The 22,484-nt window shown below is 68.8% G+C and carries 16 protein-coding genes and 2 pseudogenes; 3 read left to right on the top strand and 15 right to left on the bottom strand.

Annotated features, from left to right (window positions below; translation table 11 throughout):
* Positions 1-3: 3 nt before the first annotated feature.
* Entirely contained in the window at positions 4-513 is a 510-nt protein-coding gene (mobA, locus tag ACW173_RS02605; RefSeq protein ID WP_492083339.1) for a molybdenum cofactor guanylyltransferase, read from the top strand.
* On the opposite strand, the gene ACW173_RS02600 is transcribed toward mobA, so the two are convergent.
* From ACW173_RS02600 to ACW173_RS02540, 13 genes and pseudogenes are all read right to left on the bottom strand, one after another.
* The gene (locus ACW173_RS02600; protein WP_492083338.1) at positions 510-1,886 is read right to left on the bottom strand and encodes a sulfite reductase subunit alpha; all 1,377 of its coding nucleotides are present in this window, start codon (positions 1,884-1,886) and stop codon (positions 510-512) included. The genes mobA and ACW173_RS02600 overlap by 4 nt on opposite strands.
* Entirely contained in the window at positions 1,886-2,887 is a 1,002-nt protein-coding gene (locus ACW173_RS02595; protein WP_492083337.1) for an FAD:protein FMN transferase, read from the bottom strand. The genes ACW173_RS02600 and ACW173_RS02595 overlap by 1 nt, the downstream gene beginning before the upstream one ends.
* A 149-nt stretch (positions 2,888-3,036) precedes the next feature.
* Complete coding sequence (locus ACW173_RS02590) at positions 3,037-3,930, bottom strand: DUF4198 domain-containing protein (RefSeq protein WP_492083336.1); 894 nt, start codon at positions 3,928-3,930, stop codon at positions 3,037-3,039.
* A gap of 8 nt (positions 3,931-3,938) precedes the next feature.
* Positions 3,939-4,457, bottom strand: coding sequence for a DUF2271 domain-containing protein (locus ACW173_RS02585; protein WP_492083335.1), 519 nt, complete (start codon positions 4,455-4,457; stop codon positions 3,939-3,941).
* A gap of 12 nt (positions 4,458-4,469) precedes the next feature.
* The gene (locus tag ACW173_RS02580; protein WP_492083334.1) at positions 4,470-5,099 is read right to left on the bottom strand and encodes a PepSY-associated TM helix domain-containing protein; all 630 of its coding nucleotides are present in this window, start codon (positions 5,097-5,099) and stop codon (positions 4,470-4,472) included.
* 127 nt (positions 5,100-5,226) lie between these two features.
* Positions 5,227-6,225 (bottom strand): annotated as a pseudogene (locus ACW173_RS02575) (HWE histidine kinase domain-containing protein); the annotation flags it as partial.
* Between the two features lie 42 nt (positions 6,226-6,267).
* Positions 6,268-7,110 (bottom strand): annotated as a pseudogene (locus ACW173_RS02570) (PAS domain-containing protein); the annotation flags it as partial.
* Between the two features lie 194 nt (positions 7,111-7,304).
* Entirely contained in the window at positions 7,305-8,006 is a 702-nt protein-coding gene (locus tag ACW173_RS02565) for a 2OG-Fe dioxygenase family protein (protein ID WP_492083333.1), read from the bottom strand.
* Complete coding sequence (locus ACW173_RS02560) at positions 8,003-8,392, bottom strand: group III truncated hemoglobin (RefSeq protein WP_492083332.1); 390 nt, start codon at positions 8,390-8,392, stop codon at positions 8,003-8,005. The genes ACW173_RS02565 and ACW173_RS02560 overlap by 4 nt, the downstream gene beginning before the upstream one ends.
* A 66-nt stretch (positions 8,393-8,458) precedes the next feature.
* Positions 8,459-11,245, bottom strand: a complete 2,787-nt coding sequence (locus ACW173_RS02555; RefSeq protein ID WP_492083331.1) for a glycosyl hydrolase 115 family protein — start codon at positions 11,243-11,245, stop codon at positions 8,459-8,461.
* Positions 11,245-13,164, bottom strand: coding sequence for a sialate O-acetylesterase (locus tag ACW173_RS02550; RefSeq protein ID WP_492083330.1), 1,920 nt, complete (start codon positions 13,162-13,164; stop codon positions 11,245-11,247). Before ACW173_RS02550 ends, ACW173_RS02555 begins: the two co-directional genes overlap by 1 nt.
* A gap of 138 nt (positions 13,165-13,302) precedes the next feature.
* The gene (locus ACW173_RS02545; RefSeq protein WP_492083329.1) at positions 13,303-15,732 is read right to left on the bottom strand and encodes a glycoside hydrolase family 3 N-terminal domain-containing protein; all 2,430 of its coding nucleotides are present in this window, start codon (positions 15,730-15,732) and stop codon (positions 13,303-13,305) included.
* Between the two features lie 127 nt (positions 15,733-15,859).
* The gene (locus tag ACW173_RS02540; protein WP_492083328.1) at positions 15,860-16,366 is read right to left on the bottom strand and encodes a hypothetical protein; all 507 of its coding nucleotides are present in this window, start codon (positions 16,364-16,366) and stop codon (positions 15,860-15,862) included.
* 140 nt (positions 16,367-16,506) lie between these two features.
* Here ACW173_RS02540 and ACW173_RS02535 point away from each other — a divergent pair, with 140 nt between their 5' ends.
* Entirely contained in the window at positions 16,507-17,022 is a 516-nt protein-coding gene (locus ACW173_RS02535) for a hypothetical protein (RefSeq protein WP_492083327.1), read from the top strand.
* A gap of 176 nt (positions 17,023-17,198) precedes the next feature.
* On the opposite strand, the gene ACW173_RS02530 is transcribed toward ACW173_RS02535, so the two are convergent.
* Positions 17,199-19,142, bottom strand: coding sequence for a M61 family metallopeptidase (locus ACW173_RS02530; RefSeq protein WP_492083326.1), 1,944 nt, complete (start codon positions 19,140-19,142; stop codon positions 17,199-17,201).
* A 196-nt stretch (positions 19,143-19,338) separates the two neighbouring features.
* Positions 19,339-20,226: a BON domain-containing protein gene (locus ACW173_RS02525; RefSeq protein ID WP_492083325.1), complete on the bottom strand. Its 888-nt coding sequence runs from the start codon at positions 20,224-20,226 to the stop codon at positions 19,339-19,341.
* Between the two features lie 185 nt (positions 20,227-20,411).
* Here ACW173_RS02525 and dnaG point away from each other — a divergent pair, with 185 nt between their 5' ends.
* Complete coding sequence (dnaG, locus tag ACW173_RS02520; RefSeq protein ID WP_492083324.1) at positions 20,412-22,346, top strand: DNA primase; 1,935 nt, start codon at positions 20,412-20,414, stop codon at positions 22,344-22,346.
* Positions 22,347-22,484: the final 138 nt, after the last annotated feature.

The raw sequence follows: 22,484 nt of genomic DNA, 5'->3' as shown, positions 1-22,484 counted from the left end.
GGCATGACCATGCTCGGCGCGATCATTCTGTGCGGCGGCGGCTCCCGGCGAATGGGGCGCGACAAGGCCTTGCTCGATTGGGACGGTTCGCGGGCCGTGGACCGGGTGGCGGCCTTGGCCAAGGCGGTCGGGGCGGAGGCGGTGGTGACCGCCGGGGCGGATCTGGGCCTGCCGTGGATCGCCGATGACCAGGCGGGGGCCGGGCCGGTGGGCGGGGTGCTGGCCGGTGCGCGGGCGCTGGGCCGCGAGCGATTGCTGGTGCTGGCCGTGGATGCGCCGACCCTGACGGTCGAGGACCTGGCGCCGCTGCTGGCGAGCGGTGGCTACTACGAGGGCCTGCCCGTGCCGATGGTGGTGACGGCCAGCGCGATCCCCGCCGACGCCGAAGCCGGCTGGCCGCTTCGACGGTTCGTGGAGCGGGCGGGGCTCACAGCCCTGCCGGTCCCGGACGGCGCGATGGCGCGGTTGCGGGGGGCCAATACGCCGGAGGAGCGCGAGGCGTTGCGGCGCTAGTACACGTCCCGCCGATAGCGCCCTTCGTCCGTCAGCCGCTCCAGCGTCTCGGCGCCCAGCACCTCGACCAGCGCCGCATGAACGTCGCGGGACATGCCTTCCAGCGACCCGCAGACATAGATCGCCGCGCCTTCGCCGACCCAGTGCTCGAGCACGTCGGCCGCCGCGCGCAGGCGGTGCTGAACGTAGATACGGTCGCCCTGGTCGCGGGAGAAGGCCAGGTCCAGGCGGTCCAGTACGCCGGCGGCCTTCCAGGTCTCGATCTCGGCGCGATGGAAGAAGTCGTGGGCGGCCGTGCGCTCGCCGAACACCAGCCAGTTGCGTTTGGCTCCGATCGCCGCGCGGGCCTTCAGATGGGCGCGCAGGCCGGCCAGGCCCGTGCCCGAGCCGATCAGGATCAGCGGGCGCGTCTTGTCCGGCGCGTGGAAGCCGCGGTTCGTGCGCACGCGGGCGTCGATGCCGCCGCCGACCTCGGCGAAGCGGCACAGCCAGCCCGAGCCCAGGCCCGGCGCGCCGTCGGCGCGGGGCGTCAGGCGGACGATCAGCTCGACTCCGCCGTCGGACGGCAGCGAGGCGATCGAGTATTCGCGATGCGGGAGCTCAGGGTCGTTCCGCGGGCCGACTTCCAGGATGTCGCCTGCCTGCCAGGTCGTGGCGTCACCAGAGGGAGGTACCAGGCGGATGTGCCAGGCCTCGCCGCCGGGGCTACCGGGGTTGAGCAAGGTGCGCTCGGCCAGGGTCCAGCGGCCGTAGGCGGGCCGGCTCCAATCTGGCGCGTCGGTGACGCCGGTCAGCAGGGACAGCTGCCCCTGCCAGTGGCGCAGGGCGGCCGGATCGCCGTCGTCGACCTCGACCCGGTCGAACAGCGGCGTGGCGCCAGACCGCGCCAGCCAGGTGTCCAGCGACCGGCCGAAGGCGCAATATTCGGCATAGGTCGAGTCCCCCAGCGCCAGCACGCCGTAGCGCAGGCCTGCGAGGTCCGCGCCGTCCTTCATCACGTCGCGGATGAAGGCGCGGGCCGGGTCGGGCGCGTCGCCCTCGCCGGTGGTGCTGACCACGAACAGGGCGCGGCCGGTCAGGTCGGCGGCGGTGACGGCGGAGAGCTCGCGCAGGGTGACGGGCGCGCCGGCTTCCGACAGGGCCTTGGCGGTGGCGTTGGCGAGTTCCTCGGCGAAACCCGTCTGGCTGGCGAAGGCCACTAGCACGGGCTCGCCAGCGCCCTGCGACAGGGCCTTGGCCTCGCGACGGACGGCGGCGGCGCGCAGGGTTTCGCGCAGGGCGATGGCCCCGCAGAACAGGGCGTAGACCCCGGCCACCGCGCCAGCGGCGATCAGGCGGCGGGTTTCGGGCGGGAAGGCTTCGAGGTCTATCATCAGTCCAGCATCGCCCGCAGGGCCGGCGACAGGCGCTCTTCCAATCCGCTAGCGCTACGGCTGACGATCAGCACGGCCAGGTCGTGCTCGGCGGCAAACGCCAGCGCGGCGTCAGGGGCCATGACGGTCAGGGCCGTGGCCCAGGCGTCGGCGCTCATGCAGTCCTTGGCCAGCACGGTGACGCTGACGGTCGGATTGGTGGTCGGCGCGCCGGTGGCCGGGTCCAGGGTGTGGGCGTAGCGGTGGCCGTCATGCTCGAAGAATCGGCGGTAGTCGCCCGAGGTGGCGACGGCCAGGTCATGCAGGGCGACCATGGTGCGTTCGGTGTCGTTGGCTGCCAATTCGTATGGGGGCGGGCGTTCGAGCTCGACCCACCAGGGTTGGCCGTCGGGCTTGGCGCCCGTGCCGCGCAGTTCGCCGCCAACCTCGACGAGGTAGCTCTTCACGCCGGCGCGGTTCAGGGCGGCGGCGGCCTGGTCGACGCCGAAACCCTTGGCGATGCCGTTGAGATCCAGGCGCAGCGCGCCCGGCTGGAATAGGGCGTCGCCATCCAACGTCAGGCGCTTCCAGCCGCCGGCGTCGCGCAACGGAGCGATGTCGGCCGCCAGCGGCGGCCCGCCGGAAAAGGGACGCGGGCCGAAACCCCAGAGGTCGGTGAGCGCGCCGAGGGTTGGGTCGAAGGCGCCATGGCTCTGGTCAGCGACATCGATCGCGCGGCGCAGGACCGTGGTGATCGCCGCGGGCAGGGCGGTCCAGCTACCGGCAGCGGCGCGGTTGTAGCGCGAGAGGTCCGACAGCGGCTCCCACGGGCTCATCTCGCGCACGACCGCGTCGAGGGCGCGCTGGACCATGGCTTCCAGCGCCGGGAGGTTGGTGGTCGCGGGCAGCACCGCCTTCACCGACCAGGTCGTGCCCATGGTCGCGCCGCCGAACGCGCGCACGCTGCCGCCGACGGGGCGGGCAGGCGGCGTGGTCAGGGCGGGGACGAGGACGCGGGGCATGGCGCTCAAATCGAACCCTTCCCCCTTGATGGGGGAAGGGCAGGGTTGGGGGTGATGCGGCGGTGAGGCTGACGCGACGTCGCTGGTTCTGACGCGACGCCACCCCCATCCCCGACCCTTCCCCCATCCAAGGGGGAAGGGAGTCCTTATTACGGACGTTGGGCTTCGATCACGGCGGTGTAGCTGGCGCTGTAGCCGTCGCCGGCCAGGGGCTGGGCCGGGGCGGGAGCCGCGCCCGGCGCACCGCCGCCACTTGGAGCACCCATGCCACCCGGGCCGCCCGGACCACGGCCAGCCGTCGCGCCCGAGCGCACCGAGGCGTTGATCCAGTACATGCCGGCTTCCGGCAGGGTGAACTTCAGGACGCCGTCGGCGCCGGTCTTCACCTTCTGGTCGGCGCGCGGGCTATAGCGCGAGCCGCCTTCGGCGATGGTCACCTCCAGGTCGGCGGCGGGCTTGCCGTCGAGCAGGAACTTGAAGCTGGCGGCCTCGCCGGCGACCAGGTCGTTGGGGTGGGTGACCGGGACCAGCTCCAGGCCCTTGCCAGTCGGCTTGAAGACCTCGGTCGTCGGCTTGTCGCGGGTGACGAAGACCTCGTTGCGGCTGAAGCTCTTGATGGTTTTCAGGTCGGCGGCGCCGGCTGGGACCTGCTTGGCGAAGTCCTCGGAGCCGCCACGGAAGCGCTTAACCACGCCGCCGTCGGTGTAGCTGGCCGTCACGCTTTGGCTGGACGTGCCGATCTTCCAGGTGCCCGGCTTGGATAGGGCCACGTCGAAGGTCGAGCGGTACTTGCCGGTCGCGCCGTTCTGGATCTTGTCGACAGAGCCGTCCGGCGCGGTGGCGACCACGCCGTCCAGGCGCATGGCGTTGTGGTCGGGATAGAACAGCTCGTTGGAGATGGCCGCGTCGAACGTCACCCAGACGTCGCCCGACAACACGGTGGCGGACGGCACGATCCAGCCGCGGTGGGCGGAGGCGGTCATCGGCAGGGCGAGGGCCGCGACGCCCAGGGCGGCGGCCAGAAGGCGCTTCTTGAAGGTCATGGCTTTTCTCACTTCACGGAAACGGTGACGGCGCCGAGTTCGGTCGAACCCTTGGCGGTGGCGGGCTTGCCGGACTTGCCCCAGGTAAAGGGCACGCGGACGGCCTCGTGGCCGCCGACTTCGCGGGCGGCCTCGACGACCAGGTTGTACTGGCCGGGCTTCAGGGTCTTCAGCGCGCCCTTCGAGCCGGCGAAGACCATGGACTGCGGACCTGGCGCGCGGGTGGCGCCCGAGACGCCGTCGGCCGGGAAGGTCATTTCGCGGCCGGCCTTGCGCCACCACTGGCGCATGTCCTTCAGCCACTTGGAGCCATTGTCCTCGCGGTTGTCCGCGTCGTACCAGACGGCCAGGGTGCCGGCGGCGGTGCTATCGGCCGGGTTCTCGATCCAGATGGCGACATAGGGCTTGTGGTACTCGGCCACCGTCAGCTTCGGCACCTGGACGGTGACGTTCAGGTCGGCGGCCATGGCGGGAGCCGCGCCAATCGCGGCGCCGGCGAAGGTGAGCAGGGAGATCGAACGCTTCACGTGGGTCTGCCTCTAAAGGTGGACGAACAGGATGATGAGAATGAGCGGGGCGGCCAGGCCCAGCGCCACCAGCGGCCAGGTCAGCGGTCGGGCGCGGGCGTGGAACTGCAGCAGGATCAGGCCGGTGACGGTGAAGATCACGCAGGCGGCGGCGAAGATGTCGATGAACCAGGCCCAGGCCTTGCCGGTGTTGCGGCCCTTGTGCAGGTCGTTGAGTAGGGACACCGCGCCGCGCGTGGTCTTCTCGTGCTCGACGGCGCCGGTCTCGCGGTCGATCGAGACCCAGGCGTCGCCGCCCGGACGGGCCAGGGCGACATAGACCTCGTCGGCCGACCATTCACCTTCGCGGCCCGCGACCTCGGCGCCGACGGTCTTGTCGAGGAACGGCTCCAGCTGGACGGGCAGGGGGCGCTTGCCCTCGTCCGGACCCTTGGCCAGCACGGCCAACAGGTCGGGCGGCAAGGTGACCTTGCGCGAGACGACGACGGGTTTGCCCTCGATCTGGCCGGCGTGGTTCAGGGTGATGCCGGTGATCGCGAACAGCAGCATGCCAATCAGGGATACGGCCGCGCTGATCCAATGCCACTGATGCAGCTGCTTCAGCCAGAAAGAGCGGCGATGCTGGTCGACGGTGGATTTCACGAGCGTCTAACGAAACCTTAGCGTTGGAGGCTCGTCCTTACTTGAGAACGAATTGCAATATCAAGCCACATAACCGAGCGCGAGGATCGGAGACGCTTTTTCGCTCGTCCACGAGGGGTTCTGACGACTAAGCCACCACGGGAACGCCACGCGCCAGGGCGCCCAGCAGGGCGCTGGCGGCCACGGGCTTGCGCAGGATCGGGCCATCATCGACGTCGGGCTCTTGGTAGCCGGTCAGGTAGACGAACGGGATGCGGCGGCGGATCAGGGCCTTGGCCACGGGGGTGATCAGGCGGCCGCCCAGATTGACATCCAGCAGGGCGCGATCGATCGGCTGGTCGTCCAGAAGGTCGAGGGCCTCCTCGATCGTGCCGACAGGGCCCACGACCTTGGCGCCGGCGGCGGTTAGAACGCGGGTCAACTCCATGGCCACCACGGCCTCGTCCTCGACCACCAGCACGCGCTGGTCGCGCAGGGCGGGGCTCTCGTCCACGGTAAGGCCGGGGCGATAGGCGGGCGTGCTCTCGGCGGCGCGGGCCTGGGCGCCCTTCAGGATGTCGAGGCGAACCTTCAGGCCTTGCGGTCGCCAGGTCAGCTCGACACGGCCGCCCACCTGCTTGACCGCGCTCTCGATCAGGGTCGAGCCGAAGCCGCGCCGGGCGGGTGGCGTGACGGGCGCGCCGGCGTCCTCGCGCCAGGTCAGGCGCAGCACATTGTTGGCGCCCCAGACCCAGCTGACATTCAAGCGGCCCAGCGGTCGCGAGAGGGCGCCATACTTGCTAGCGTTGGTGGCCAGCTCGTGGATGACCAGGGCCAGGGACTGGGCGGCCTGGGCGTCGATCAGCGCCGGCGGGCCCTCGATCACCACTTGGCTACCGCCGTCTCCGCCATAGGGATCCAGTTCCAGCCGCAGGAGATCGTGCAGGTCGACGCCGCTCCAGCGGGCGGTCGACAGCAGGCTGTGGGCGCGGGCCAGCGAGCCGATGCGGCCCGACAGCGCCTGGACGTACTGGGCCTTGTCCTCGAACGGGGTCAGCTGGGCCAGAGACTGGACGACGGCCAGCACGTTCTTGGCGCGGTGGTCGACCTCGCGGATCAGCAGGCGCTCGGTCTCCTGGGCGCGCTTGAGGGCCAGGTCCGAGCGGGCCCGCTCGCTGGCCGTCCAGATCAGCTCGGCGACGTCGGCCACGAAGGCGGTCTCGTCGGCGGTGAAGGCGCGCGGCCCATCGTGGGCCAGGAACAGATAGGCCGACAGCTGGCCGGCCTTGACCAGCGAGATGGTGAGAAAGGCGCGGACGCCGATGGCCTGATAGGCCTCCAGGGCGTCGGGGTCGTTGGTGCGCGGATCCAGGGCGACGTCGCCGACCCTCACCGTCTGGCCCGCGTGCATGTCGGCGCTCATCGATGGCCCGAAATCGTCTAGGCGCAGATGCCGACCTTTCAGCGACGCGACGCCGCCGTCGGCATGGCCATCGTCGGCCACGATCTCGGCCAGGTCACTGTCGGGGTTCATCTCGGCATAACCCGCGCGGGCCACGCCCAGCTGCTCGGCCAGCATGCGCGCGGCCGTCTGGGCGATGCAGATCGGGTCAGCCTCGTCGCGCAGCTTCTGGCCCAGATCCAGCAGGGCTGTTCGCCGCCGCTCGCCGACCAGCAGGCGCTCCAGCTCGAAGGCGGTCTGTTTGCGGTCCGAGATGTCGGTGACAAGGACGTAGTAGCCGGGGATCTCGCCGTCGGGGGCGATGTCCGGCACGTACTGGGCCTCGATGTAGCGGGCGCCCTGGCCCTGATAGTCGAACTCGCCCTCGAAGGTAACGGCCTGGCCGCCCAGGGCGCTGGCCACGTGATGGCGCAGCCGACCATAGGCCTCGTCGCCCAGAACTTCCTTCAGGGTTCGCCCTTCAATCCGCGACCGATCGACCCCGAACCAGCGCTCATAGGCGCGGTTGACGAAGCGATAGCGCTCCTCACGGTCGACATAGCCGATCAGAATGGGCACCGCGTCGGCCATCGCGCTGGAGAATACGGCGCGGCGCTCCCCAGGCAGATTGGCCAGTGGCGGGTAGGGCGAGAGCAAGGGTTGGTCGTCTCGAGACATGCGTGACGGGCGCCAATCCCGCGGGAAGAGGAGCCTCACCGTGGCACGTCGTGATCACAGTCCGCATGCGACAAGCGGTCGCAGTGGCAACCATGGCGAGCGGTTGATTAGGCGGCGCCCTCACGGCGATAGGTGACCACCAGCACGTCGCGGATGGCCGGCAGGGCCGGATCCAGCGGCCGGATCGCGGTCACGCCGTGCAGCACCCGACGGTCGTCCAGGAACACCGCGTCGCCGGGCGCGACCAGAGTGAACGAGCCAAGGCTGGCCCCGTCCGGGGCGAAGATGTCGGTGACGCCGCTGTCGACGTTCCGGCGGTCCACCAGCATGACGATCACCCAGTCGACGCCGTCGCGGTGCGCGCCCTCGGGCGTCGGCAGGCCCTGCTCGCCGGCCAGGGCTTCGATGCGGAACTGGTGCAGCTCGACGTGCCACGGTTCGTCCGAGGCGGGCGACAGCGGATGGAAGAGATCCAGGCCGGTCTTGATCACACCCTGGGTCACCGGGTGCGCGGCGATCGTGTCGGCGACCGGCTCGAACCAGCGCTGCACGCCGCCATTCAGCGGATTGTAGTCGCGGCTCTGCCAGTGCGGTTGGTGCGGCTTACGTTCGACCGAGCCGGGCAGGGCGGAGAAGGCCGCGAAGCGCCGGCGGCGATACCGGCCGCCGTCGGCCATGAATCCGTCCAGACCCAGGTCGTTCCAGCTGTCGGCGAAACTGGTCCAGGCGGCTGTCGTCTCGGGGCCCAGCAGGGCTTGTGTCTCCTTGGCCTCGAAGCGGACGAAGCCTTCCGTGGCGAGACCGCTCAAGCGACCGCGTCCGGCTTGAAGAACAAACCCAGTTTCAGGCTGGCGGCGATGCGCTCGGCCTTCTGGCCGACGATGGCGGCGCGCGGGGCGTCGAACAGCTCGACGCAGGTCTGATGGAACAGGTTCAGCCAGGGCATGAAAAGGCCTTCGCTCAGACCCTCGACATGCTGGTGCACGACCATCGGCTGACCCTTGTAGCGGCCGGTGGTGTTCAACACCGATGACCAGAAGTCCTTCAAGGTCGCCAAGTGCGCGGGCCAGCCGTCCTCGCCGATCGCTTGCTCGAAGATCGGTCCCAGGCGGTGATGCCGGCGGATGCGCGCGTAGAACGTCTCGACCAACCGGTCGATCTCTTCGTCTGTAAACTGGGCGGGAGGAACAGCCATGGCCGGAACATGGGCGTTCCGGCCGCGTGACTGAACCCCGCCGCGATCAAACTTCACTTCGGATTCTTACTTAAGGGCGGCGCGAACGCTCTCCGGCGGGCCGAGATAGCTGGCCGGGACGGGACGGCGCGACAGCACCAGGCGCTGGAACACCACGCCCGGATCCACCCGCCACAGCCGCACCGTGTGCGGGCCGGCCGAGGGGACGGTCAACGTCGTGGTCCGCGAACGGATATTGTCGGCGACGGCCTTGTCCCAGGCCTGGGTCGACAGGTCCGGCTGGCTGTTGACCACGACCGGCGCGCCATCGTCGATCGAGACGGCGTAGGACAGGCCCTTGCCGCCCCGGAAGTCCAAGGTGGGCGAGACCAGGACGGTCAGGTCGACGGGGCCGGCCTTTTCGAAGTCGACCAGATAGTCCAGCGACGGCGCGCCTTTCCCGGGCGTGCTGGCCGGCGCGGTCGAGGGATAGCTGGTCACGCCCGACAGGGTGCGGCCCAGGTTCGGGATCACCTTCCAGACGCCGCCCGTCGCGGCCGCGTAGTGCTCGGCCTCGATCGCCGTCAGGCCGCCGGCCTCGACGAAGGCGCCCTTGGCCGGCTTGCGGTCGGGATTGGAGACCTGGACGCCGATCGTCCTGGTCTCGCCGTCGACCAGCGTCACGGTCGCTGTGTGATCCCCCTTCGGGGCCTTGGTCCAGTCGACCGAGACCTCCAGGCGGACATCGCCGAAGCCGCTGGCCCGCCCCTTGGCCACCTTCAGCCAGGTGACGTCGACCGTGGGCCGGACATTGATCGGCGCCCACTTGGTGAAGACGTCGATCCAGCGGCTTTGCGGTCCCCAGCGGGTCAGGGGCGGCAGGGTCTCGGCTCCGCCTTCCAGGGCCACGCCCCAGCCGCCGGTCGGGTCGGCGCGCTCGGTCCTGGGCATCATGTTCGTGTCCGGCTGCTGCCAGGTCGTGTAGCCGATGTGGGTCTGGTCCATCATGTGGACCCACTTGCCGCCGTTGATCGCATCGTGCTGGCGGGTCAGCTCGGCGTCGCGGTCGAACAGGTTCTGCACCAGCGTCGCCTGGGCGTTGGCGGCGATCCGGCCCTGGCTGGCATACAGCCGGTTGCGACCCGTGGCGATGTACAGCCGGTTGAAGTTGGCGCTGGCCTTGATCGGGAACCAGGCCAGCTGGAAGAAGGCGCTGTCCTGGTCCTTGGAGATGGCCGCGCGGACGGCGTCGGCGCGTTTCTCGAGGTCGGCCCACTCGGCCTCGACCCGCTCGGCCTCGCGGAAATTGACCAGGCTGAAGGTCTTGTCGTCGATCAGCTCGGGCTTGCGGCGGGCGTTGAGCCTGGTGTAGCCGTCCAGCAGCGCCGCGATCTCGCCCGCGCGCTCGGGCCCGAACTGCTGGGCCGCCCAGCCCTTGGTGTAGGCCGGCAGCGCTTCGACCGGCATGGCGGCCGGGTTCCAGGCGTAGTCCAGGAAGAACTCGGTCGGCAGCTCCATGGGTTTCAGGTCGCCGACATTGACGATCCACAGCTGGTCGGCGCCGTACTCGGCGGCCAGCTTCATCTGCTCCCAGACGCGCTCGATCTGGTTGGTGTTTAGCCACTTGTAGTTCCGGGGGCCGCCCACATAGTCGAAGTGGTAGTAGACCCCATAGCCGCCGGGGCGCTTCTTTCCCGGTTCCGGCAGCCGGCGGATGTTGCCCCAGTTGTCGTCGGCGAAAAGTAATGTGACGTCGTCTGGCGCGCGCATGCCGGCGTCGTAATAATCCTGGACCTCCTTGTAGAGCGCCCAGACCTGAGGGGTCTTGGCCGGGTCCTGGCCGGTCACCTCGCCGATGATCTTGCGTTGGTCGGCGACGATGGTCTCCAAGAGCTGGGTGGCGGTGCCCTCGCTCATCGGCTCGTCGCCGTCGCCGCGCATGCCGACCGTGACGAGGCTCTCGTTCGACCCCATCCGCGTGACGCCCTCGCGCCAGAACTGGCGGAGCTTCTCGGGGTTCTTGGCGTAGTCCCAGCGGCCTTGGCCGTAGCGCTCCCACTCGACGTGGGCGCGGCTCATCGGCTCATGGTGCGAGGTTCCCAGCACGACGCCCATCTGGTCGGCCAGGGGCGCGCTCAGCGGGTCGTCGTCATAGATCGACTTGCCCCACATGGCCGGCCACAGATAGTCGCCCTTCAGCCGTAGGATCAGCTCGAACACTCGCTCGTAAAAGGCGTGGTTGAAGCCGCCGAAGGTCTTGTTGGCCCAGCCATACAGGGCCGGGTTCTCGTCGTTCAGGAAGATGCCGCGATATTTCACGGCCGGCTTCTGGACGTTGGCGCCGGGGGCGATGAAGACGTCGGTGCGCTTCGGCACGGGCACGTCGGCCCACCAGGTCCAGGGCGAGACGCCGGCCCGTTCAGACAGGTCATAGGCCCCGAAGATCGTGCCGCGTTTGTCGGACCCGGCGATGACCAGGGCGCGGGCGACGCCGGGACGTGGGTTCTCGACCACCTGCTGGACGAAGGCTTCCCACTGGCCAGCGACCCTCGACACGTCGAGCTTGCCCGAGGCGACCAGGGCGTCGATGGCGGCGCTTTGACCGATCGTGCCCACGATCACGACGGGGGCGTCCTTGGCCGGGGCTGGCGTACCCGACAGGGCGACCAGGTCGTCGCGCAGGCCCTGGATAGCGCGGATCGCGCCGGGGAAGTCGGTCTGGTCGTACTCGATCCGCGCGGTCTTGCCGGCCGCGATCAGGGGGAAGGCCTCGGCGGACGCGCTCAGCGAGATGGCGGCGGGTTCGGCGGCGTGGGCAGGGCTCGCCAGGGCCAGCATGCACGCCAGGGTCAGGGCGGAGACGGCGCTACGCACTACTGAACCGCGATCTCGAACGGCCCCGCCGGAAGCCCAGCCGCGTCGAACAGGTTGAAGGTCGGGCTGTCGGCCCAGGCGAAGCGGACCTTGGCCCCGGCGCCGGTCAACACCACGGTGTTCCCGACGATCTTCCCGTCGGCCCAGCGGCAGATCGTATCGCACAGCTCGAAGCCGATGACCCGGTCAGAACCGCGCGCCACGAGACGTCCGCCGACCTGGGCGAAGGTCACGACCACGCTGTCACCGGCCCGCTTGGCCGAGACGACCTCCGGACCCGTGGTCACGGCCTCGCCATAGACGCGGCGGGCGGCCAGGGCGAGACGGCGGCCAGCCTCTTGCTTGTTGCCGGGATGGATGTCGTAGGGATCGCCGATGTCGTGGGTCACCGCCAGGCCCGCGCGGCTGTCGGCGAGCACCGCGCGGCGCTGGGCGTCCCGCAGGGCGGCGGTGGCGAAGGCGCCCGGCTGTTCGGCGAAGGCGCCATAGTTGGCCAGTTGCACCACCAGGAACGGAATGTCGGCGGTCTGGCCCTGGCGGCGCTCGGCCATGAAGGCGGTCAGCAGAGGAGCGTAGGTCTGGTCGCGGCCGACATTGGTCTCGCCTTGGTACCAGGCCACGCCGGCATAGGCGTAGGGACCCATGGGCGCGAGCATGCCGTTATAGAGCGTCGAGACGCCGGCCAGGGTGTCCCACGGCGCGCGGGGCGGATCGCCGCCCGCCTTGGGCTCTATCTGGTAGGTCCAGGCGGTCAGCGGCAGGCGCGTCCCGTCGGCCAGGGTCAGGGCGCGTTTGGCCGGATCGCCGTACATGCCGCCATTGGCGTAGGTGTCGTAGGCCGAGACCACGATGACGTTCTTGCCAGCCCTCAGCGACCCGGTCGCCAGCGGATAAGTCCGGTCCAGCCACGAGCCCGAGGTCGCCCCGACACCAGCGCCGTTGACATAGGTCGTGTCCATCTCGTCGACCTGGCCGACGGTCAGGGTTGAGGCCTGCTGGGCCTGGGCGGCGGTCAGCTCGACCTCGGCCTTGAACCAGACCACGCCGTTGAAGTTGGCCAGCGCCGCGACGCCCCAGCGCTCCCAGACGCCCTGGCCGTCCGGCGCTCGCGTCCACGAACCCGCGCCGGTCCATGGCGCGGAAGCCGTCGCGGCAGGATGCTTGGCGGTCCACCAGGCCTTGATCGTCTCGCCCCAGCGGCGGTTGGCGGCTACCGGGTCCTTGATCGAGAGGTTCAGCGTCGCGATGGCCTCGTCATAGCCGCCGACCTCGCGCAGCGCGGCCGGCGTCATCCACGCCTCGATACCGGATCCGCCCCACGAGGCGTGGACCAGGCCCAGCGGGACCTTCCGTGTCTTCTGCAGCTCGCGGGCGAAGTAGAAGCAGGCGGCCGAGAAGGCGCCGACATTGTCCTTGTCGGTCAGCTTCCAGGCCGGCGGCTTCTTGTAGTCGGCGGCGGGCGCGCGGCCGTCGGCCTTCTCGATCGTCGCCATGCGGATGGTGTCGTTGGGCGCGCCGTTGTTGATCTGGTTCCAGGCGTCGCCCGAGGCGCTGACCTGCATCTCCATGTTCGACTGGCCCGAACACAGCCAGACGTCGCCGACCAGGATGTCGGAAGCGGTGGCCCTGGCGGACGGGGTGGCGGCGGTGAGGGTGTAGGGACCGCCGGCCGGCGTGGCCGGGAAGTCGACGCGCCAGGCGCCATCGGGACCGGCCTTGGCGGTCAGCGTCTGGCCAGCGAAGGCGGCGGTGACGGTCTCGCCGGGCTTGGCCGTGCCAAACACGGGCAGGGGCCGGTCGCGCTGGACGACGGCGTGGTCGGAGAACAGGCCGTTGAGGAGGGCCAAATTTCCTGAAGACTGGGCGGAGGCTGGGGTGACGGCCAGCGCGGCCAGCAGGATCGGCGCGAAACGGCGCATGGTGTTCTCCTCCGTCTTTTATATCTCCTCCCCTCTTGGAGGAGGTGGTCCGGAGGACCGGAGGGGGCTAGCTCCGCCTAAGCCGAGCTGCCCCCTCAGTCGCTCCGCGACAGCTCCCCCAGAGGGGGAGCAGAGTTACTATGCCACCGTCAGCGTCGCCGTCTTCAGGTCCACCGAGTTCGGACCCACCAGGATCTTGAAGTCCCCCGGCTCGACGACCCGCTTCATGTCCAGGTTCCAGAACCACAGGTCTGACGGCTTGATCTCGAAGGTCACCGTCGTCTTGGCGCCCGCCGCCAGGGTCACGCGCTTGAAGTGCTTCAGCTCCAGCACCGGACGGGTGACCGAGGCCTCTTCGTCGTGGATATAGAGCTGCACCACCTCGTCGCCGGCGACCTTGCCGGTGTTGGTCACGTCGACCTCGACCTTGACGGTCTCGCCCTGGCCGATCTTGGCCTTGGCCAGGCGCGGGGCCGAGATGTCGAAGCTGGTGTACGACAGGCCGAAGCCGAACGGATACAGCGGGCTGGTGTCGCCCAGCAGATAGCCGCGGCGGGCCGTGGGCTTGCGGTTGTAATAGATCGGCAGCTGGCCGACGTCGCGAGCGATGCTGACCGGCAGCTTGCCGCCCGGATTGGCGCGGCCAAACAGCACGTCGGCGGCGGCGAAGCCGGTCTGCTCGCCCAGGTACCAGCCCTCGATGATGGCGTCGGCGCGCTGGGCCAGCAGGTTGATCGACAGGGGACGGCCGTTCAGCAGGAACACCACCGTCGGCTTGCCCAGATCGAAGATCGCCTTGGCCAGGTCATTCTGCTGGCCGATCAGGTCCAGGCTGTCGCGGTCGCCCAGGTGGGCGTCGGCCCAGGCCTCGCGGCTGGTCTGCTCGTTGTCGCCCAGCACCATGACCACCACGTCGGCGTTCTTGGCGACCTCGACGGCCTCGGCGATCAGCTTGGCGTTGACGGCCGGGTCGACCAGTTTGACCTCGTCCTGCGCCCAGATCCGCGACTCCGTGATCCGCACGGCCTCGGCGTAGTCGAGCGTGAAGCCTTGCGCCTTCGCTTCAGCGGTCAGGCCCTCGTGGATCGAGACCACGTGGCGCGGAACGTCGGAATAGCCGCCGATCGGCGTGTCCTTGGCGTGGGTCCCGAGCAGGGCCAGGCGCTTGATCTTCTTGCCGTCCAGCGGCAGCAGGCCCCCACCGTTCTTGCTGTCATTCTTCAGCAGGACCACGGCCTTGCGGGCGGCTTCGCGGGCCAGGGCGACGGCGTCCGGCGTGGCCGTCTTGGCGTCGGCCGTCTTCTCGTCGCAGTAGGGGTTCTCGAACAGTCCGCCCTCGAACTTCATGGTCAGCACGCGCGAGACGGCGGCGTCGACCTCGAACTGCGGGATGCGACCGTCCTTCACCAACTGCGGGATCAGGGCGTAGGCCTCGCCGTCGGGCAGTTCGACATCGACGCCCGCATGCATGGCCATCACCGCCGTGTCGCCCAGGTCGCTGGTCAGCTTGTGGCGGGCGATCAGCTCCTTGATCGCGAAATAGTCGCTCTGGATCGAGCCCTTGTAGCCCCACTCCTCGCGCAGCACCTTGGTCAGCAGCCAGCGGTTGGCATGCGACGGGACGCCGTCGATTTCGTTGTACGACGGCATGACCGCGCGCACCGGCAGCTCGGTGACCGCGCGCTCGAACGGCGGGAAGAAGTTCTCGCGCAGGGTGCGCTCGGCGATCTGGGCCGGGCCGACATTGGTGCCGTTCTCGGGCTGGCCGTGGCCGGTCATGTGCTTGAGGGTGACGAAGACCTTGTCCTTGGCCAGCGGCAGGGTCGCGCCCTGGAAGCCGCGGATGGCGGCCAGGCCGATCTCGGCGCAGACGTGCGGGTCCTCGCCATAGGTCTCCTCGATGCGGCCCCAGCGCGGGTCGCGGGCCACGTCGACCACGGGGGCCAGGGCCAGGTTCGAGCCCCGGGCGCGCATCTCGCGGGCCGCGACGCTGAAGATCTTCTCGGTCAGCTCGGTGTCGAAGGTCGAGGCCAGGGCGATGGCCTGCGGGAAGCTGGTCGCGTCACGGGCGACATAACCGTGCAGGGCTTCGTCGTGCATCAGCAGCGGAATACCCAGGCGGGTCTTCTCGACGGCCCACTTCTGGGCGGCGTTGGTGTAGCGGGCGGTTTCCTTGGCGTTGCGGTTGGTCGCGCCGTCGTCGGCGCCGGCGGCCGCGTCGACCACGGTGGCGGGCTTCAGGCCCTTGCGGTCCGACGGGCGCGAGATCTGGCCCAGGCCGTTGGGGAAGTTCTTGGACGCCTCTTCCGGTGAGAACTCGCCTTCCGGGGTCTGGATCTTGGCCTTGGTCAGCCAGATGCCGATCAGCTGCGCGGCCTTCTCTTCCAGCGTCATGCGGCCCAGCAGGTCCTGGACCCGGGCGTCGATCGGCTGGCTGGCGTCCTTGTAGAGCGGCTTGTCGCCCTTCTTCGCGGCTTTTTCAGCGGCCTGAACCAGGCCGGGCATGGCGGCGGCGGACAGCGCCGCGAGGCTCGCGCCGAACAGGCGGCGGGTGAGGGTGGTGGTCATCCTGGCGTTTCCCCGAGGCTGCGCAATGGCCGGCGGCTCTGAGGCCGCCTTCGTCAAGGCACTATGGGGGCAGTTGTCAGACCACTCAAGACAGAAATGGTACCGGTCTCATTTCGAGCGGCCGCCTTTAGTGCAGGGCCGCCGAGGTCTGGACGGTCGAGAGGGCGTGCGTCTCGTCCATCCAGGCGGGCCAAGCCGTCGTCGGCCAGGCGCCCAGGACGTACTGGTTGCGGACGATGGCCAGCCATTGGCGCAAGGCGTGGGTCGGCATCGGCAGGCTGACCTGCCGGGCGTCGCCGTCGGACTTCAGGATCAGGGTGACACCGTCCGGACCTTGGCCGATGTCGACCGTGATAACGCACCACTCGGTCTCCGGCGAGCTCGCCTGCACCGGCGGCTGCGGCGCCAACGACGCCTCGGCGGCCTGCTGGGCGAACTCCTGCAAGGCCTCGCCGCCGGCCGCGTCCTGCCGTTCCAGCCAGCCGGTCAGCTGCGGCGCCAAGAGGTTCATCAGCCGCTGGGTCAGCCACAGCACCACGGTCGTTCCGTCCGCCGTCTCGCCCGACAGCCGGAGGCGGTCCTCGGTGGCCACGTACTCGGTGGTGATGCGCTGGAGTTCAGGCTGATCCTGCATAGCCGACAGATACCGGCCTTGCCGACTAAATGCCACGGTTCGCGGGCCGCAACCTCCGCGAACCCGCTCCCGGTTGCGCGCTCTAGACGCGACGAAAGCTTGGCCTTAAGCCTTTGAGTACAATTCCTTGGGGGGAAACCATGAAACTCAAACTCGCCGCCGCGCTGGGCGGCCTGATGCTGCTCGCATCTACGCCGGTCTTCGCCGAGATCGTCATTCCGGAGGGCACAGAACTGGCGATGCGCCTGGAGGATGCGCTCTCCAGCTCGGTCGCCAAGGAAGGAGACCGCTTCACGATCAGCCTGGACGACGACGTCAAGCTGCCGGACGGAACGATCCTGCGCGCCGGCTATCGTGGCGTGGGAGAGGTCGTCGAGGCCCGCGACAACGGCATGCTAGGCAAGAACGGCAAGCTGAACGTCCGCCTGCTGTACATGAAGGTGGGCGACGACCGCGTCCGACTGCGCGCCAACCGGGGCGCCAAGGGCGAGACCCGCGTGGGCGCCACTGTCGTGACGACGCTACTGTTCTGGCCCGCCGCGCCCTTCATCAAGGGCAAGGATGTCGGCATGAAGAAGGGCACGGTCATGACGGCCTATGTCGATCAGGACGTGAAGCTGCCGTCCCCGCTGACGCCGCCACCCGTGGCGGACTGAGGCTGAACTCCAGGCGCAAAAAAGGGCCCGCCTTGGGAGAGGGAGCGGGCCCTTTTCGGTACGCGTTCAGAGGGATTGAACAGTCAGGAAGATGACAGATGTGTCGGCTTCCCGCCCTTCCCCAAATCGTCGCAGGCTGCGAGTGGATCGCAACCTGGCGACGAGTGTTTCGCGCTTTACTTGCGCGGCGTCAGGATGTCGTCCAGGCGCGACGGGACGCCGGGGATCTTCTCCAGGCGCGGGTAGCGCAGGCCGCCGCGATAGTCGATCTTGACCATCTTGTAGCGGCCGCCGTTCTTGATCAGCAGTTCGACCAGCGGGTTTTCGGGCTTCATGGCGGCGGTGACGGCGGCCTTCAGCTTGTCGCCGTCGAAGGCGTCGCCATTGACCGCGACGATCGTAAGGCCCTGGGTCAGGCCGGCCTTGAACGCCGGGCCGCCCCACTGCACGTCGCTGATCACGCCGTCCGAACCGACCGACAGGCCCAGCGAATAGCTGAGGCCGGTGCTCTTGGCCTTGGTCTCGGCCGCCTTCATGAACTCGGTCGGGGTGTCGGTATAGACGAGCTTGTAGCCGCCGCGGGCGTAGCCATCCAGCGGGGCCTTTTCCTGGACGTCCTGGATGCGGGTCTTCAGGAAAGTCGCCCAGTCATAGGCGTAGACGCCATTCAGCGTGCTGACCACGTCGTCGAACGTATAGGTGCGCGGCACGTACGAGCCGTTGTCGACGCCGAAGAAGGCCTTGGCGAAATCGTCCAGCGACTTCTTACCGCCGGTCTTCTCGCGGATCAGGGTGTCGGCGTCGAGCCAGACCAGCAGGCCTTCCGAGTAATAGTCTTCGCTGCGCTGCCAGCTGAGCCACGACAGCGGCTTGCGGTTGGCGATGATCGGGTCGTTGGTGGTGTCCTGCACCGGACGCCAGTCGCGGCCGCGACGGTTGTCGTAGGCGGCGGCCGTGGCGGCCAGGCTGTCCAGCGCCTGTTGTTTGGTCAGCAGGCCCGAGCGGGCCGCCAGGACGTTGCCCCAGTACTGGGTTTGACCCTCATAGACCCACATCATGCTGTCGCGCATCGGCACGTTCAGGTTGGGGGTCCACAGGTCGGCGGCGCGGCGGAACTTGCCGTTCCACGAGTGGGTGTACTCGTGGCTGAGCAGGTCGCGGCCGACGAAGCTCTTGTCCCATTCCGTGAAGTACTTCGGGACCACGCGGTTCTCGGACGAGCGATGGTGCTCCAGTCCGATACCGCCGATCTTGTCCGACAGGGCGACCAGGAAGTCGTAGTGGTCGTAGTGGTGCGAGCCATACAGCTTATAGGCCTGCTGCACGAGATCCTTGTGGATCTGGATGTGCTCGGCCTTGGCGTCCAGCAGCTCGGGGCTGTCGGCGACCAGGTTCAGGCGCACAGGCACGGGGCCGTTCGGATCCAGGTCGATCGACTTGAAGTACTTGCCAGCGAAGATCGGCGAGTCGACCAGGGTCTCGACAGTGGTGGTCTTGAAGGTGGTGGTCGCGCCGTCGGTCTTGGCGGCTTCCAGCGCCGTGGCCAGCTTCCAGCCGTCGGGCAGCTTGACGCTGGCGTCGATCGGGATCTGGCGGGTGTAGTACCCGGCCGGGTACATCGTCACCTGCAGCCATTGCAGGTTCAGCATCTCGGGCGTGACCTCGGTGCGGCCGACCTTGGCTTCGACGGCGGTCAGGAACTGGTAGCTGATCGAAAGCTCGCTCACACCGGCCGGGACGTCGACGTGGAAGGCGTTCACGCTGACGACGTCACGCGTCCAGGGGATGCGCTTGCCATTGGCCGTGACGACCAGGCCCGCCAGTTTGTCCAGGTCGTTGCGCGGCGAGTGGCCGCCCGGGACCCACTGCGGATACAGGAACACGAAGTCGCCGGCCTTGCTGACCGGCATGGTCGTGGTGACATTCCAGATCTTGCGGTCCAGGTCCGTTGCGTCGACCACCAGCTTCAGCGTGCCGGCGTACGGTGTATCGCGCGGGGCTTCGATTGGCGGCGTGGCGGGCGCCGACTCCGGCAGAGGCTGGGTCTGCGCAAAGGCGGCCGTGGCAGCCAGCGACAGGACGGACACGGAGAAGAACAGCGCTTTCACGAAACACCCCAATGCGACGCGCGGGTATGCGTCCCGCAGCGGAAGGCGGGATTTTTGTGGCGTTAATCCCGGCTTGTCGAGGCCAAGTTGGCCGCCAAGCGCAGAACGTGGGTACGTGGAGTGTGTTTCATTTCCGGCCGGTAACAAAGTGACCGGGCGGCAAACGGAACCTCCCCTGAAAAGGGGAGGTTCCGGCTCGAGGACCTATTTAAAGGGGGTCCGACAGCGGCACGGTGGTCGCCGTCGTTCCGGTTCCGCGATCAACGCGCAGGTTGTTCTGGACGTTGTCGACGCCCGTGACGCTTTCGGCCAGGGCCTCGGCGCGCTTCTTGTCCTCGCGCGAGCGGACCGAGCCGGTCAGGGTGACGTCGCCGTCCGAGACCGACACCTCGACATCGCTGGCGTTCAGCCAGCTGTCGTCGGTCAATCGGTCGCTGACGTCCTCGCGGATCCGTTCGTCCGAACGGCGATAGCCTTTGGGGCCGCGACCGCGATGGGCGCCGTCGGCCTCGCGGCGGTGCAGAGCGTCCTGATCGCCCATCCACGAGGAGACCTCGTCGCGGGCCCGGTCGAACCAGGTGCGCTCTTCCTCGTGGCGTTGGCCGGGACCGAACGACCGGTAAGGCTCGTGACGGCCGTAGGCGCCTTGGCGCCCGCGATCCCGGGCCTCGCGATCCCGGTCTCGGTGTTCGAAATAGCGCTCGTCGCCATAGTCGGCCGTGCGGCTGGAATAGCCGCTGGAGCCGTAGTCGCCGGTCGCGCCGCCGAAGTCGTGGCCGCCGACGCGGCCGTAGTCGCCCGGCGAGCGGTAGCCGCTGGCGCCGGCTCCGTAGTCGGCGCCTGAGCGCGAGCGGCCATAACCGATGTCGCCGCCTTGCTGGGCCGCGCGCAGGAACTCGCCGCCGTGGCGACGGCCGCGGTCGCCGCGATAGCCTTCGCGCCCGCCATAGGACGCATCATAGCCGGAATTGGCGTAGCTGGATCTCTCCGGATCACGGCGGGGCGGCGCATCGCCGCCATAGGTCCGATTGCGGTCGAAATCGCCGTCCGCCTCGACATCGAAGCGGCCTTCGCGGTCATTCCATCTCTGGGGCATGGTCTTCTCCGTGGCGTTCTTGAAAGCTGCGGGCGCGTCGAGGCGCCCCGGTTCTCGAAACGGATGGCGGGAGTCGGTGTTCCTAGTGCAGCGCTTGTGGATCGGCTCGGTTTGGGCGTGCGCGGCGCACGCTGGGCGCATATGTTAAAGGGCTCGCCCCAACCCCGGTCCCCAATTCCGCCTAGATGCGTTTCGACGATCGTTTCCTCGAAGAACTGAAGTCCCGTCTTCGCCCGTCCGATGTCGTCGGCAAGTCGGTGAAGCTGCGGCGGCAGGGGCGCGAGTATGCGGGGCTGTCGCCATTCACCAAGGAGAAGAGCCCGTCGTTCTTCGTCAACGACGAGAAGGGCTTCTATCACTGCTTCTCCAGCGGCAAGCACGGCGACATCATCAGCTTCCTGCAGGAGACCGAGCGCCTGACCTTCGCCGAGGCGGTCGAGCGCCTGGCGGCGGAGGCTGGCATGAGCCTGCCCGCCGTCGACCCGCACGCCGCCCGCGAAGAACAGAAGCGGTCGTCCCTAGGCGACTGGATGGAACTGGCCAGCGCCTGGTTCGAGGCCGAGCTGCGCCGCCCCGTCGGCCAGGCCGCCCGCGCCTATCTGGAAAAGCGCGGCCTGCCCGAGAGCGAGTGGGGCCGCTTCCACATCGGCTTCGCGCCCAACAACCGCACGGGGCTGAAGGACTACCTGATCGCCAAGGGCGCCAAGCCGGGCGACCTAGTCGATGCCGGGGTGCTGATCTCGCCCGAGGATGGAGGCCAGCCCTATGACCGCTTCCGCGACCGGATCATCTTCCCGATCACCGACAGCCGGGGGAAGGTCGTGTCGTTCGGCGGCCGGGCCATGGATCCGAACGCCCGCGCCAAGTACCTGAACGGTCCCGAGACCGGGCTCTTCCACAAGAGCCGAGTGCTGTACGGCCTGTTCGAGGCCCGCAAGCTCCTTCACGCCAACCAATCGGCCGCGCCGAACGAGCGCACGCCGATGGTGGTGGTCGAAGGCTATATGGACGTCATCGCCTGCCAGCGCGCCAATATCCCGGCCGTGGCGGCCATGGGCACGGCCCTGACCGAGGAACAGATGGAGGCGCTGTGGCGCCTGCATCCCGAGCCCACCCTGTGCTTCGACGGCGACAAGGCCGGCCAGCGCGCCGCCCATCGTTCGATCGACCGCGCCCTGCCGCTGCTGAAACCCGGCCGCTCGTTCCGCTTCTCGATGCCGGTCGGCGGCAAGGATCCCGACGACGTCCTACGCGACCAGGGGCCGGACGCGCTGCGAGCCCAGCTGGCCGAGACCAAGCCCTTTGTCCTGGCCCTGTTCGAGCGCGAGCGGGACCTGGAGGAGCTGGACACGCCCGAGCGCAAGGCCGGCCTGCGCCAGCGCCTGCGCGCGGCCGCCGCGACCATCGCCGACAAGGACCTGGCCCAGGCCTACAAGGACGACCTGCGCGAACGTTATGACGAGCTGTTCCAGCGTTCGCGCTCTGGTCCGCCGAACGATGGCGGCGGCTACGGGAGCGGCTATGGCGGCGGGGGCGGTGGTTTCCGCGACCGGCCGTTCACGCCTCGCAATGGCGGCGGGAGCTGGAAGAACGGCAAGCGCGAGCCGCCGGACCCCGGCCTGCGTCCCACCGCGCGGGTGCAGATCACTGGCCGCCTCAAGCCCTTTCACGCCGCCATCGCCCTGGCCGCCATCGACCATCCGGGCTGGGCGCGGTCGTACGACGAAGCGATCGAGCGGGTCGGCTTTGGTGATCCGCGTCTGAAGCCTCTGTCGCAGGAGCTGTTCATGGCCCTATGCGACGACCACGGCGACGACGTGCCGCTACGCGAGCGCCTTGGCCGCAAGGGTCTTTCCGAGTCCCTGGCCGAGATCGAGCGTATCGCCGTGGCCGACGCGCCGTTCCTGGACGCCCGTTTCGATCCCGCCAAGGCTCGCGCTTTGTGGGCCGCCTGCTACGAGGCGGTGATCGAGATCGCCGACTCCGAAAGAGCCCTGGACGGCATGCGGCGCGAGGAAGTGACCGCCGGCAGCCTGGCCGCCACCCGCGACCTGCGCGACCGGATCGCGGTCCTGCAACGCCAGATCAGCAACCTCGAGTTCTGGCGGGCGCAGCAGTAGTCCGACCCGCGATTTCGCCGCGAAGGCCGGGGAAACGGAGAGGCGAGGGGAGTTCTAGCGGATGCAAATCTTTGCGTTGAATACCCCGTCCCATCTTGACACGGGCGTCACCCAAAGCCACATGCCGACTCAAGGAAC

The sequence above is a fragment of the Caulobacter sp. ALps2 genome, from assembly GCF_058681635.1.
Note: the sequence above shows the minus strand (reverse complement) of the source record. Positions and strands in the feature narration are given on the sequence as shown.